Source organism: Streptomyces sp. NBC_00989, assembly GCF_045162655.1.
Lineage (GTDB): Bacteria > Actinomycetota > Actinomycetes > Streptomycetales > Streptomycetaceae > Streptomyces.
On sequence record NZ_CP108728.1, the window covers coordinates 310,303 to 322,843 of the forward strand.

Below are 12,541 nucleotides of genomic sequence, written 5' to 3' on the forward strand. Positions count from 1 at the left end.
ACCGGCTGCGCGGGTGAGGCGGAGGTTGGCCAGCGGACAGTCGCGACGTCATCCCACTACGAAGATCAAAACCACCTGTGATCTTCGAGAGGGAAAAGTTACGTGGGAGTGGAGGTGGGGTGCATGACGGCTCGCGGCCGACCCGACCTGCGACGGTTACTGCGCAGAAGAACTACGCGCCGGCTGTTCGGTGCCGTTCTCTGATCCCGTTGATTAGTTCGGGACGGGGACCGGGGAGGTGGACGGGTGCCAAGTGAGAATCCAGCCGGCGGTAAGCGCCACCGCGCCTCCTGCCAGAGCGATTGCGCCGCCTGTTCCCATACTTGCGGCCACCGAGCCCAAGCAGACCGGCCCAACGCCCTGTAGCGTCATGCTGCCGGAGCCGAGCAAGCCGAAGGCCTGGCCTTGGCCATCGTGCGGCAGGGCGTCCAGGAACGGCCGTTGCAGGCCGAGACCGTAGGCGAATCCGAAGCCACAGAGCAGCAGCAGACAGGACGAGACGCCCACTCCGGGCTCGGCAGCAAAGCCGATCAGCGGCAGCCCCGCCAGCGCAATCAACGGGACTACCAGTCGCTCCCGGGCGCGTGGCCGTAGCAGTCGACCCACCAGCAGGTCACCGACAAGCATGCCCACCGGCAGACAGCCCATCAGCACCGCGTACCAGCCGGGCGCGAAGTGGCGTTCTCCCACGTAGGCGACGATGAGGCCTTCCGCGCCCGCTACGAATGCGGGCGGTAGCCACTGGGCCAGCATCAGTCGTCGCACTGTGCGTCGGCGCAGCAGCAGGCCTGCACCATGGAGGCTTGCACGGACGGCCCCGCTATCGCCCCCAGCGCCGCCGGGTGTGCCGCCGAACTCTCCCGGCTGCAGCCGGGGTAGCCGGATGCGGATAGCAAACGCGCAGCCGAGATAAAGGACGGCGCTGACCGCGAGCGCCCGGCGTGGGCCGAGTGCCGCGACGACCGCACCTCCCAGCGCCAGGCCGAACAATTGCGCGCCGGAGCCAGCGATGTTGTTCAGTGAACGGCCCAGCACATAGGCGTCGCCCTCCAACGACTGCACGACCAGCCGACTCGATGCCCCGTGAAACACCGGTGTGGCGAGAGAAACCATCGCCACGACACCGAGGCTTGCCGCGATCGGCATCCGCACCAGGGCGAGCACCAGGGCGGCGGCGCACTCCAAGGTGTAGCCGCCGGTAATGAGCGCGCGGGGCGGCAGTCGGTCGGCCAGCGAGCCCAGCAACAGTGAGCCGAACAACTGCGGGAGAAAGCCGATGCCGAAGGCCACTGCGCTCAGCAGCGGGGAGCCGGTGGTCGAGAAGACCAGAACCGAGAACGTGGTGATCCGCAGCGCGTCCGCAGTGATCGCGACGGCGCGGGTTGAGAAGAGCAGCCGGAATCGCGGCTCGGCCAGCACCTCCCGGTAGGTGGCACGGTGGTGGCCCTGCGCGGGCTCGGCGGTTGGGGTCATGACGCGCAGCCTCGCCTTGCGTCCACGCCACTCACCAATGATTCGTCGCTGGACGAATCAGAACAATGTCCCGCGGTAGCATGGCGGGGTGCTGCGCTTCGAAGTCTCCGTCGAGGACCTGCTGCGCAGCCGCTTCGCACTGTCGCCCGCGCTGGACCTCTGCCTACTGCTGCGCTCGCTCATCGGCCAGGGCCAGCCGCTGCCGCGAGCCTGGGCCGCCCGGCTCATGCCGGCCTTTGAACGGCTTCGCCGCGAGACCGAACTGAACGCCGCCCTCGCCCTCCAGACCCCGCAAGGCGGACCGAACTTCGTCGCCCCGCCTCCGCGCGGCCTCAACCAGACCTGGGCAGACGACCTGGCCATCATCCGGGCCACACCGTTGGAAGCGGCCCGCCACGAAGTCGCGACCACCGCGACCGGCCCGTCCGCCCGCGATCCCCGCGTACGCGCGGTCCTGGATTCGCCGGACGCCGTCTCCAGGATCGCCGAGGCGATGGACCGGGCATGGCACGAGCTGCTCGCCGCGGACTGGCCACAACTGCGCGCGATCTGTGAGCGCGACGTGGTGCACCGGGTGGGTGTGATCGGCGAACACGGATGGGCCACGACCATCGAGAGCCTGCACCCGAGCATCGCCTGGCGCGTCGGCGGTATCGAGGTCGACTTCTTCCGAGGCGGAACAGTCCGCCTCACCGGCGACGGGCTGCTGCTGATCCCTTCGGTCTTCGTCGGGCATATCGCCGCCCACCTGGAAGACCCGTGGCCCAGGACCCTGGTCTATCCTGCCCGCGGCACCGCCGCCCTGTGGGGCGAACAGGAGACCATCCCCCAACCGGACGCGCTGACTGCTCTGGTCGGCCGGGCCCGAGCCCGGTTGCTGTTGGCGCTGGACGCCCCGGCCAGTACCAGCCACCTCGCCCGCAGCCTCGCCATGGCACCCGGCGCGGTAGGAGACCACCTCGCCATCCTGCGAGGCGCGGGCCTGCTCGTCCGCGCCCGGTCCGGACGGTCGGTGCTCTACCGGCGCACCCCGCTCGGCGAGGCACTGGTCGCCGGTTCGGGCTGAGGGCTCGGGTCAGCACAGCCGCTCTACGACCAACGGTTCGCCCGACTCCCAGGCGTCATGCCTCATGTGCCTCTGCACTGCTCATACCTATGACCTGCAAGGGTCAGGGCCAGGCCGCAGTACCTGGGCGGCGCAGCCAGGACGAGCGATGGGCCACCCACCTCACCGCCGCCCGCCAGTACCACGACGGCGAAGGCCACCTCCATGTCCCCCGCAAACACACCGAAACGATCAAGGTGGGTGGAGCCTGCGATAGCGGCCAGGAGACGGTCGTCAGGCTCGGCACCTGGACCGACAACACCGCGCGACCAGGTTGAACGCGGAACGCCGCGCCGCGCTGGACGAGTTAGGCATGCACTGGTGAGCATGGCCTGGCCGCGCTTGCAGTCGTCGTGCGGGGCGCGCAGTTGATGCCCGTTCCCCTGCGGACTTCCGCCACCCCGCAGGGCCCGCTGGTCAAGTGGTCCGCTGATGGAAGCGACAGTCGTGTGTGAGCGGAGGCTGTGGAGGACGTTTCGATGGTGTTCGAAAGGGTGGCTGGTATCCACGGGCGATACCTACGGTGTGAAGCAAATTCGATAGCTTTGTGGGGGAATGCATGACGACCGAGGCGGATATAGACCGAAACAGCAGACGGGACGGAGGGGGCAGACGGCGTCTGTGGGCGCTCGTCCTGGCCCTTCTGTCCGCCTCCGCGCTGGCCATGAACCTGGGCAGCGCGCCGGCGGCACACGCGGACTACCCTGGCCCCAATCCGCCGCAGGCGCCCGCGGACTGCGCCAAACCGTGGGTGATCCTTTCCGCGTACGGGACAGGCGAGAGCACGGACGACGGGCACCCCAACGGCACCGTGGGCGTCAACAGCACCTACATCACGGCCCTGAAAAACTCACTGTCCAGGGCCGGTGTCGCAGACGGCGACATCGCCGTGCGGAATCTGTACTACCCGGCGTCCGCGGTGGACTGGCCCTGGCTTTACGGCCCTGACGACTACTGGACGTCCATGGGCAAAGGCCGGGACAAACTCGTCGAGGAGATTGCCTTCTACGCCTCCTGCCCGAACCGCCCGACACTGATCCTGCTCGGCTACTCGCAGGGCGCCCAGGTGATCAAAAACGCCATCGCGCAGGGCGCAGTGAAGGGGAACAAAACCAATTCCGACGAGGTCGGCGCCATTGTCAACATCGGTGACGCCTCACGCTACAACGGCCAGATCGGGATGGGGCAGAACGGGCAGATGCTCACCCTCAACCCCGACTACTCGGACGGCGCGGCCGAGGTGGCGCGCGGGGGGCTGATGCAGCGTCTGGCCGTGCCCGACGTGTTCGCGGGGTTCCTCGGCGACGGACGGTACTTCGACGTGTGCCGGACCGACGACGCGGTCTGCAACGAGCAGGCATATCCGGGTTCCGACGAGTGGCTGGACCGCTGGGCGGGAGACTTCGGCGACAGCGCGATCGGGAGCAACGCCCCGCACGTCATGTACCGCAACAACGGCCTGGACCAGAGCCCCGAGGACAAGACGAAGGCCACGGCCGTGGCAGCCCGGGTGGCCGACCGGGCGGTCAGCGCGGCGGTGGCACAGCGCAACGTGGTGCATCCGCCGCCGGACACCCCCGAGCACGTGTGGGCCACCAACGTCAATGTCCGTGCCGAGCCGACAACTGAGTCCGGCATCGTCACCGTGATCCCGGCGCCGACCACCGTGTATGTGCGGTGCCAGAAGCACGGGCAGTCGGTGACCTACGGCGGCATCACCAACGACGCCTGGTCATATCTGCCACAGCAACAGGGCTGGATCAGCAACATCTTCCTGTCCGGGCCAGCCTGGATGCCCGGCGTGCCGGAGTGCCACTGAGTCGTGTACCGGTAACCGCTGGTCCCCGCCACAGTGTGCGGCGGGGACCAGCGCGGTGTGCGGCGAGGACCAACGCGTCGAACGCCGCAAAGGGCAGCTCGGCACATGGACCGTAGACTCGCCCTCTGCGCCGATCCCGAGGCCGACACCCCCCATCCCCGGCACCACCACCCGCCCTCCACTGCGCCAGCACACCGACGACATGGTCACAGGCAAGGTGAGCGGCGCAGTGGCCGCCGCCGAGGGCGAGGTCGCCACTTGTGCTGCCTTGCGCCCGCGTCACGCCCACTACCGGGTGGTCACCTCAGGAGCATCGGCGCATACGCCCCGAGCCACCCCGTCTCCACCCGGCCCCCGCGCGTGAAGACGACCACTCCGCAGCGACCCAGACGCCGAATGTGCGGTCGCGAGCTGACCGTACTTCTTCGCCCCCGGGTCCGCAGAGCTGACAGCGGTGGGGTAGCGGGACAAAGCCCACTCCGGTGGTCGCCCCGCCCCGCGGTCACGGTACGAGGGCGTCGAGATCAATATCGAGGGGGAAGGGTGCAGACACCTTCAACCGACCTCGGTGGATGCCTGTAGGCACATAGGTACTGGTCATGACGTCGAGTTCGTACGTGTGGATAGTAGGGGCACCCGCCTCGTCCTCGATGCGCCAGAAGTGCACGATCTTGGCCTGACCATACTTGAAGGGTTTCAAAGACCGGTCACGGTCCGCCGACTCCTCCGAAACGACCTCGACAACCAGAGCGACATCCTCGGGCGCGTACCAGGTGCGGTCAGGATCATATGCGGCGGTCGAGACCAGGATGTCAGGCTCGGGCCGGCTCTTCCTGTCCAGACGGACCGTCATCTCCCGCTCCGCCTCAAAGCCCGCAGGGGCCGCCTGCCGCAAAGCGAACGTCAGATTCTCCACGAGCCGGGAGTGCCAGGACCTCTGCGGCGACATCATGAAGATCAACGCTCCGTCGATGAGTTCGGTATGCCGCGGCGCCTGCGGAAGATGATCAAGATCCTCCGCCTCCCAGCCACTCGGCCTGGGCGGGATCATCCAGTCAGGAAGTCCGGCTGTCACAGCTGCCTCCAAGCGCCTTTGAAAGTGGTCAAGGGGCCTTGATCCCGGAACACGGACACGGGCCACGCGATCCCTCACAGCCTAGTAGACGAAGCCACCCACCGAACTCCCACGAGTCCGCCGTCGACCTGGCCCCGTAGAGGTCCCAACAGAAGCTGTTGATCATGTAACTGTCGGTCTGGTTGCGCGTTGGTGTTGTCGTGGGAAAGAGGGAGTCGCGGCCGTGGATCGTGTCGGACGAACTGTGGTCGCTGATCGAGCCGTTGCTACCGGAGCCGGGTCCGAAGCTGACGGAGGGCCGACCGCGGATTCTGGACCGGCAGGCGTTGTGCGGGATCTTGTTCGTGCTGCATACCGGCATCCAGTGGGAGTACCTGCCGCAGGAGCTGGGCTTCGATCGGGGATGACGTGCTGGCGGCGCCTGGCCGCGTGGAACGAGGCCGGCGTCTGGGACCAGCTCCACCAGCTGCTGCTGAACAAGCTGCGCTCGAAGAACCATTCTCGAACCCTGACAACACGACGACCATCGCGAGACGCCAAGGCACAAGGGCGCATCAGCACCAACCTCCGATGTCCGCACTTCCGCGCCCCAGAAACCGCGTCCGTTCCGGCCGGGAAATGTCATGAAAGGACACTTCGCCACAAGGCGCCTGCCCTCGGTGCAGTCAATGCTGAGATATGCCATGGAACCAGGCAGGCTCGAGAGGCACCCCAACATGATCCCTGTGGCTGAGGAACCGTTTCGCGCCCTGCTGGAGGCCGCTCCCGACGCGATGGTCATCGTGGACGACACCGGCATCATCCGCCTGGTCAACGCCCAGACCGAAGCCCTGTTCGGCCATCCCCGCAACGAACTGCTCGGCCACCCCATCGAGATGCTGGTCCCGGAACGCTTCCGCGCTCAGCACCCCGGTCACCGACTGGGCTACTCCGCCAACCAGCAGGTCCGTCCGATGGGCGCCAACCTGGACCTGTACGGGCTGCGCCGCGACGGAGCCGAGTTCCCTGTCGAGATCAGCATCAGCCCGCTCCAGACCCCCGACGGACTGCTGATCTCCGCCGCCGTACGGGACGTCAGCGAACGCAAGGCCGCCGAAGCGCGCTTCCGCGCCCTGCTGGAAGCCGCCCCCGACGCCATCGTCATCGTGGACGACACCGGTACCATCCAGCTGGTCAACGCACAGACCGAGGCCCTGTTCGGCTACCGGCGCGAAGAACTCCTGGGACAGCAGGTGGAGATCCTGGTCCCCCAGCGGTTCCACCATCACCACCCCGCCCACCGGCACGGCTATGTCGACAACCGACGGGTGCGTCCCATGGGCGCCGGACTGGAGCTGTACGGGCTGCGCCGCGACGGAGGCGAGTTCCCGGTCGAGATCAGCCTCAGCCCTCTGGAGACCCCGGACGGCACTCTGGTCTCCGCCGCCATCCGCGATGTCACCGAACGCAAGAAGGCCGAGGTCCAGCTCGCCGAACTCTACGAACAGCAGCGCCATGTCGCCCTGACCCTGCAGCGCAGCCTGATGGGCTCACCTGCCCCACTGCCCGGCATGGACACCTCCAGCCGCTACTTCCCCGCACGCCAGGGACCCGGCGTGGGCGGGGACTGGTTCGACCTGATCGCGCTCGGCGGCGGCCGCATGGGCGTCCTGATCGGGGACGTCATGGGCCGCGGCCTGGAGGCCGCCGCCGTCATGGGCCAGCTCCGCTCGGCCTCTCATGCCCTGGCCAAGACCGGCATGCCGCCCTGGCAGCTGATGCGGGCCCTGGACGCGGTCGTCAGCGAACTGCCCGACCAGCTCGTCACCTGCTGTTACCTGGTCCTGGACCCCGACGAGAGCGCCCTGACCCTGTGCTCGGCCGGTCATCTGCCGGTGCTGGTGGTGGATCCCACCGGACAGGTGCGCAGGCTCCCGGTCGATGTCAGTGTGCCGCTCGGCGTCGGCGACGTACCCCACCAGGAGACCCGACTTACCGTGCCGCCGGGCTCGGTTCTGGCCCTCTACACCGACGGCCTGGTGGAAACCCCCACCAGTGACATCGAGTTGCAGATCGACGCCCTCGCCATCGCCCTGGAAAAAGCCATTGCCGACACTCCGTGCCTGGAGCGGGCAGCCGACTGCGTTCTCACCACCCTGCTGCCCGACCCCCAGGACTACAGCGACGACGTGACCCTGCTCCTGGCCCGTATCCCGCCCGCTCCGGTGACCGCCGTGTCCGCGCTCCTTCCGGCACAGCCCATCAGTGTGCGGGAAGGACGCCAATTCCTGCGCCGCACCCTGCAGGACTGGCACTGCGAGACCCTCACCGACACGGCATGCCTACTGGCCTCCGAACTATTGTCCAACTCGGTGCGCCACGCCTGCGACCCCCTGCGGCTGCGCCTGCGACGCACCCGGGACGAACTCCACATCGAAGTCTGCGACGGCAGCCCCGTCCTGCCCCGCGCCCGGACCGCGGGCCCCGACGAGGAATCGGGCCGCGGACTGGCCCTCCTCGACCAACTGGCCTCCACCTGGGGCACCCTGCTCGCCGAGGAAGGCAAAGCCGTGTGGTTCTCGCTCCCCCTGCCCAGCTCTCCTCACCGCCAGGGCGAGAGCACGTCAGGAGACGCGAGCGGCCCCCCGGAATAACCACTCCCCTGCCCCAGGCAGCTCCCCCTATCCCTTCGGAGCTGCTCTGTCGCACGCCGAATCCGGCGAAGTGAGCGCCCGTCGCCGTCCTTTGGAGGGTGGACCAAACCCTTCACGGATCCGAGGCTCTGTGCAGCGATCGTGGACCGGTTGACGTTCGGTGGCAACATCATCGAGACCGGCACCGACTCCTACCGTCTGGCTGTCACCCGCGCCGAAGCAGCTGGCGCGAGTTGACTGCGCGCCCTGAAAAGCCGCCGTAGCAGCGGCCTCTGCCGTCTGTCGGCCCCTGACGCGTCTCAGTCCTCCGCGCCGTCATCATCGTCATCGAGGTCGACTGTGTCCGGGTCACGCAGGGGCCGCAGCCCCTGGCCCCAGAACTTCACGATCGGCACCTGCGCCTGGGCCTCGATGAGGGCGGCGTTCGCCGCGGCGATGGTGTCGCTACGCAGGTAGTACTGGTCGACGTGGACCAGCCGGGAGCGGGTGAGCGCCTCGACGCAAGTCCCCGGGCAGCGCCGCATCCGCCCGCCGGACCTCCTTGGCGACCGTGGCGTGCAGCCGCTGCTCCGCAATCCGGCGAACCTCCGCGACCTCCCGGGCCAGCACACTCACCCCGGGCAGCAGTACCCGGTTCCGGCGCAGCCAGCCCACCGAATGATCGAACAAAGCCTTCGGCCCCTCAGCATGCGCCGTCCACGCCCGTCCGTGCAGGAACGCGCGGAACTTCGGGCCCTGATCATGGTCCTCGTACAGGTGATAGCCGTAAGACTTCCGTATCTCCCACGCGTGGTCATATACCGTCTGACGCCGGTCCGTGTACCGCTTCACACACGACGCGTCCTCGATCCCCAACTGCTCGGCCAGGTGTTGCACCACCGGCCACGGCACGTCCCGCGGATCCTCGCCCAGGAACAGGCCCACATACCGAACCGTGCACATCTGGAGCGCGAACCCGACTTGGTGATGCTGCGTACGCCGCAGCGCGATCAGAGCCCGGTCCACGTCATCTAGGAAGAAGAAGCGTTCCCGTTCGGGCTTCGTCGGCTCCTCGGCGAACTTCCCCCGCACGCCTCGGCCTGCTCGTCAGTCAAAAATTCCACCGGCAGGCGGCGGACGTAACCACCCGGCCACGAGCGGCCGTGAATCTCACCGTCACCAGCACCGACGTCAAGGACGGCGAGCCGCTGGCCCCGCCGCAGCACTCCGCCCGCACCGGCATCCCCACCGCCGCCGACGTCTCACCCCAGCTGTACTGGACCGGCTTCCCCGAGGCCACCAAGAGCTTCGTGGTCACCATGTACGACGCCGACGCCCCCGTCTCTGCCGGTTTCTGGCACTGGGCCCTGGCCGACATCTCCGCCGGGGTCACCGAGCTGGCCACCGGCGCGGGCGCGCCCGGCGGCCAGGGCCTGCCGGACGGTGCGTTCCAGGTCCCCGACGACGCCCGCCTGGCCTTCTATGCCGGCACCATGCCCCCGCCGGGCACCGGTAAGCACCGCTACTTCATCGCCGTCAACGCCCTCGACGTACCCTCCGTCAAGGACCTCGGAGTCACCGACGATCCACCCCCACCCTGCTGTACTTGAGCATCCTCCAGCACACCATCGCCCGCGCCTTGATCACGCCCCGGGGCGGCGAAGGCTGACACCGCCCCCTCAACGACCCGTCGGGGGTCCGCAGCCACACGGCCGCGGACCCCGCACCATTCCCGGCCGAACCATCATGAACGTGTTGCATGCGGCCCGGGTGCGCTCCCATGCGCGTATCGCCCGGAAGACGGGATGCACCTGGACACCGTGCGCCGCTGGCGCAGCTGGTTCGCAGACTGCCGCCTGTCCGCTTCGGCCGGCCGCGAGGTCGGCTGCTGCCGCCACCAGGAGTGTGTCGCGGTCGTTCGACTGCAGGTACACCACCAGCCCGCGCACGTGGATCGGTGACGGAGATCGCGGTGCTCTCACGCTCGGACACCTGCCGTACCACGCCGGCCGTCAGAGCCGGGCGCGAGCGCAGTACACGGCGGTCGCGGTCCTGGCTGCGAGCACAGGTGCCCTCCGAAGGATTCCTACGGCTGATACCGGAAGTCACCCCCGCCGGAGCCGCTGCGCTCAGTGGACATCGGCCGGCGTGTTCAGCACCCGGTCGTGGCCGGCCTCGCGGACCGGTCCGGTCAGGTGGATGGTGCCGGTGAGACGGATGTCGGTGCTGGATGCTCCGATCATGACGGTGATCTCGCCGGGTTCGACGATGCGGTGCAGGTCGGGTCCGGTGTAGGCGAGGCGGTCGGTGTGCAGGCGGAAGGTGACCCTGCGTTGTTCACCGGGGGCCAGCCGGACGCGCGCGAAGCCGGTCAACTGGGTGACTGGGCGCGGGAGCTGGGCGATGGGATCGGCCGTGTAGAGCTGGACCACCTCGGAGCCGGGGACTTCCCCCGTGTTGCGGACCAGGCAGCTGATCTCGGCCTCGCCGTCCGTGCGGATCTCCTGGGCGCTCAGCTCGAACCCGTCGTAGGCGAACGTCGTGTACGACAGCCCGTGTCCGAAGGGGTAGGCCGGGGTGGGGTCGAGGTTGCTGACGCCCTCGGTGTTCCCGCCGAGCGGGGCGTGCAGGTAGGTGCCGGGCTGGCCGCCCGGGGTGCGCGGTATCTGGACGGGCAGTTTCCCCGAAGGCGTGGTCCGCCCGGAGAACACTCCGGCCAGGGCGGGGCCGCCCTCCTCACCGGGGAAGAACGCCTGGACGACGGCGGCCGCACGGTCGGCGTAGGCGCCGAGCGCGTACGGGCGGCCGGAGACGACGAGAAGCACGACCGGGGTGCCGGTGGCGAGCAGGGCCTCCACCAGTTCGCCCTGAACCCCCGGCAGCGAAAGGTCCTCGGCGTCGCAGCCCTCGCCCGAGGTGCCGAGGCCGAAGAGGCCGGCGCGGTCACCGACGACGGCGACGCACACCTGCGCCTGCCGGGCTGCTTCCACCGCCGCGGCGAAGCCGTCACGGTCGGTGTCCTTGACGGGGCAGCCCTGCTCGTAGCGGATCAGGGCGCGGGGCAGTTCCGTTGCCAGGGCGTCGAGCAGGGAGAGCGTCTCGATGCCCTTGTCGTGGCCGGGGTGGTGGGGCAGGACGTGGTTGGGGAAGGAGTAGCAGCCGAAGAACGCGTTGGCGTCGTCGGCGCAGGGGCCGACCAGGGCGATGGACGCCGTGTCCGCGGCGAGCGGCAGGAGGCCCTCGCGGTTGTCGAGCAGGATGATGCTCTGCTCGGCGAGTTCGCGGGCCAGGGCGCGGTGCGCGGGCGGGTCGAGGTCGATCGGTCCCTCGATGTCGATCTCCGGGGTGAAGTCGGCGTCGAGAAGCCCGAGTTCGGCCTTCTGGTGCAGGACGCGGCGTACGGCCCGGTCGACCAGGTCCTCGGAGACGGTTCCCGCGCGGACGAGTTCGGCGAGTGGTTCGCCGTAGCAGAGGGTGTCGGGCAGTTCGACGTCGATGCCCGCCGCGAGGGCGCGGGCGCCGGCCTCGCCGTAGTCGGCGGCGATGCGGTGCATGGTGCGCAGGAACGCGACGGACCAGTAGTCGGAGACGACCGTGCCCTCGAATTGCCAGTCCTCGCGCAGGAGTCGGGTCAGGAGCCCGGCGTCGGCGCCGGCGGGCATGCCGTCGACGTCGGCGTAGGAGTTCATCACAGAGCGGGCACCGCCCTCGCGTATCGCCGTCTCGAACGGCGGCAGGATGACGTCGGCGAACTCGCGGGGTCCCATGGAGACGGGGGCGTGGTTACGGGCGGCCTTGGAGGCCGAGTACCCGGCGAAGTGCTTGAGCGTGGCGACGATCCCCGCACTCTCCAGGCCGCGTACATAGGCGGCGCCGCTGGTGGCGACCAGGTACGGGTCCTCGCCGAGGGTCTCCTCGACCCGGCCCCAGCGGTAGTCGCGTACGACGTCCAGGACGGGTGAGAGGCCCTGGTGGACGCCGACCTGGCGCATGCTCGTGCCGATGGCGTGGGCCATGCGTTCGACGAGGTCGGGGTTGAAGGCGGCGGCCCAGGCGAGGGGGGTGGGGAAGACGCTCGCGTGGTAGGCGGTGAAGCCGGTCAGGCATTCCTCGTGGGCGATGGCGGGGATGCCGAGCCGGGTGCTCTCCATCAACTCGCGCTGGAGGGCGGCGAGTTTACGCGTTCCTTCGGCGGGATCGACCGGCTTGGTGCCGAACGGGCGGGTGATGTGGCCCAGGCCGTCCTTGCTGGCCTGTTCGAAGTCGGTGTGGCGGGCGAACACGTCCTGCATCGGGGCCACGTTGCCGCTGACGCGCTCGACGCCGGGCCAGGCGCTGCCGAGCTGGGCCAGCTTCTCCTCCAGGGTCATCTCCGCGAGCAGGGCCTCGACCCTGTCGGTACGGGGGCAGGCCGGATCGGCCCAAGGTGTGGTCATGGTGCATTCCTCGGGGTGGTG

The 12,541-nt window shown here is 68.8% G+C and carries 9 protein-coding genes and 3 pseudogenes; 7 read left to right on the top strand and 5 right to left on the bottom strand.

Features of this window, described 5'->3' with window-relative positions:
• Positions 1-213 precede the first annotated feature (213 nt).
• Positions 214-1,473 (bottom strand): MFS transporter, encoded by a 1,260-nt coding sequence (locus OG714_RS01515; RefSeq protein ID WP_406117950.1) that lies wholly within the window; start codon positions 1,471-1,473, stop codon positions 214-216.
• Between the two features lie 88 nt (positions 1,474-1,561).
• Between OG714_RS01515 and OG714_RS01520 the strand changes: the two genes are divergently transcribed.
• From OG714_RS01520 to OG714_RS01530, 3 genes are all read left to right on the top strand, one after another.
• Positions 1,562-2,539: an ArsR family transcriptional regulator gene (locus OG714_RS01520; protein WP_406117952.1), complete on the top strand. Its 978-nt coding sequence runs from the start codon at positions 1,562-1,564 to the stop codon at positions 2,537-2,539.
• 89 nt (positions 2,540-2,628) lie between these two features.
• Entirely contained in the window at positions 2,629-2,856 is a 228-nt protein-coding gene (locus tag OG714_RS01525) for a helicase associated domain-containing protein (protein ID WP_406117954.1), read from the top strand.
• A gap of 281 nt (positions 2,857-3,137) precedes the next feature.
• Positions 3,138-4,397: a cutinase family protein gene (locus tag OG714_RS01530; protein WP_406117956.1), complete on the top strand. Its 1,260-nt coding sequence runs from the start codon at positions 3,138-3,140 to the stop codon at positions 4,395-4,397.
• A gap of 502 nt (positions 4,398-4,899) precedes the next feature.
• Here OG714_RS01530 and OG714_RS01535 read toward each other — a convergent pair.
• A complete protein-coding gene (locus tag OG714_RS01535; RefSeq protein ID WP_406117958.1) occupies positions 4,900-5,472 on the bottom strand; it encodes a Uma2 family endonuclease in 573 nt (190 codons plus the stop codon).
• Positions 5,473-5,699: 227 nt separating this feature from the next.
• On the opposite strand from OG714_RS01535, the pseudogene OG714_RS01540 reads away from it, so the two are divergent.
• From OG714_RS01540 to OG714_RS01550, 3 genes and pseudogenes are all read left to right on the top strand, one after another.
• Positions 5,700-5,962, top strand: a pseudogene (locus tag OG714_RS01540) (transposase); the annotation flags it as partial.
• Positions 5,963-6,188: 226 nt separating this feature from the next.
• Positions 6,189-8,105 carry a PAS domain S-box protein gene (locus tag OG714_RS01545; RefSeq protein WP_406117960.1) on the top strand — a complete coding sequence of 639 codons (1,917 nt, stop codon included), beginning with the start codon at positions 6,189-6,191 and terminating at the stop codon, positions 8,103-8,105.
• An 87-nt stretch (positions 8,106-8,192) separates the two neighbouring features.
• Positions 8,193-8,342, top strand: a pseudogene (locus OG714_RS01550) (ATP-binding protein); the annotation flags it as partial.
• A 62-nt stretch (positions 8,343-8,404) separates the two neighbouring features.
• Here OG714_RS01550 and OG714_RS01555 read toward each other — a convergent pair.
• Together OG714_RS01555 and OG714_RS01560 are read right to left on the bottom strand one after the other, a co-directional pair.
• A complete protein-coding gene (locus OG714_RS01555; RefSeq protein WP_406117962.1) occupies positions 8,405-8,629 on the bottom strand; it encodes a Tn3 family transposase in 225 nt (74 codons plus the stop codon).
• Positions 8,607-9,214: pseudogene (locus tag OG714_RS01560) on the bottom strand (DUF4158 domain-containing protein); the annotation flags it as partial. The pseudogene OG714_RS01560 and the gene OG714_RS01555, both read right to left, overlap by 23 nt.
• A 33-nt stretch (positions 9,215-9,247) precedes the next feature.
• Here OG714_RS01560 and OG714_RS01565 point away from each other — a divergent pair.
• On the top strand, positions 9,248-9,694 hold the full coding sequence (locus OG714_RS01565; RefSeq protein ID WP_406117963.1) for a YbhB/YbcL family Raf kinase inhibitor-like protein: 447 nt from the start codon (positions 9,248-9,250) through the stop codon (positions 9,692-9,694).
• A 519-nt stretch (positions 9,695-10,213) separates the two neighbouring features.
• On the opposite strand, the gene OG714_RS01570 is transcribed toward OG714_RS01565, so the two are convergent.
• A complete protein-coding gene (locus OG714_RS01570) occupies positions 10,214-12,520 on the bottom strand; it encodes a glycoside hydrolase family 3 N-terminal domain-containing protein (RefSeq protein WP_406117964.1) in 2,307 nt (768 codons plus the stop codon).
• Positions 12,521-12,541: the final 21 nt, after the last annotated feature.

Excerpts from the sequence above, each read along its gene's own strand:
- OG714_RS01515 (WP_406117950.1), bottom strand. The coding sequence starts at position 1,473 with ATGACCCCAACCGCCGAGCCCGCGCAGGGCCACCACCGTGCCACCTAC.
- OG714_RS01525 (WP_406117954.1), top strand. The coding sequence starts at position 2,629 with ATGACCTGCAAGGGTCAGGGCCAGGCCGCAGTACCTGGGCGGCGCAGC.
- OG714_RS01530 (WP_406117956.1), top strand. The coding sequence starts at position 3,138 with ATGACGACCGAGGCGGATATAGACCGAAACAGCAGACGGGACGGAGGG.
- OG714_RS01545 (WP_406117960.1), top strand. The coding sequence starts at position 6,189 with ATGATCCCTGTGGCTGAGGAACCGTTTCGCGCCCTGCTGGAGGCCGCT.
- OG714_RS01555 (WP_406117962.1), bottom strand. The coding sequence starts at position 8,629 with ATGCGGCGCTGCCCGGGGACTTGCGTCGAGGCGCTCACCCGCTCCCGG.
- OG714_RS01570 (WP_406117964.1), bottom strand. The coding sequence starts at position 12,520 with ATGACCACACCTTGGGCCGATCCGGCCTGCCCCCGTACCGACAGGGTC.